The sequence below is a fragment of the Flavihumibacter solisilvae genome, from assembly GCF_000814475.1.
Taxonomy (GTDB): domain Bacteria; phylum Bacteroidota; class Bacteroidia; order Chitinophagales; family Chitinophagaceae; genus Flavihumibacter; species Flavihumibacter solisilvae.
Genome location: NZ_JSVC01000073.1, coordinates 1 through 428 on the forward strand (window position 1 = coordinate 1; position 428 = coordinate 428).

Here is a 428-nt window from a genome sequence, read left to right on the forward strand (position 1 = left end):
GCAGTTGTCTGTACCGGTGAAGTGTTCCAGCTGTAAGTAAATGGAGCGGTCCCTCCTGTTACGTTCACAGTAGCAGATCCCGTGGCTGTTCCAAAGCAGTCAACATTATTACCAACTGTTGTGGCAGCCAGTACAGGCGGTTCAGTAATCGTTACCGTTGCCGTAGTGATACAACCTGCAGCATCGGTAACAGTTACCGTATAGGTTCCAGCAGTTAATCCTGTTGCTGTAGCACCAGTTTGTACAGGCAGGGTGTTCCAGGAATAAGTGTAAGGTGCAGTCCCACCGCTCACGTTCACTGTTGCAGACCCCGTTGCAGTTCCGAAGCAGTCTGCGTTGTTTGCTGTAGTGCTTGCGGCAAGCAATGGTGGTTCAGTAATCGTTACCGTTGCCGTAGTGATACAACCCATTGCATCGGTTACGGTTAC

1 protein-coding gene is annotated in these 428 nt (G+C 50.5%); it reads right to left on the bottom strand.

All coding sequences use genetic code 11. From position 1 onward, the window contains the following. On the bottom strand, positions 1-428 hold a 428-nt coding region (locus OI18_RS23485), incomplete at both ends, for a SprB repeat-containing protein (RefSeq protein ID WP_039144840.1).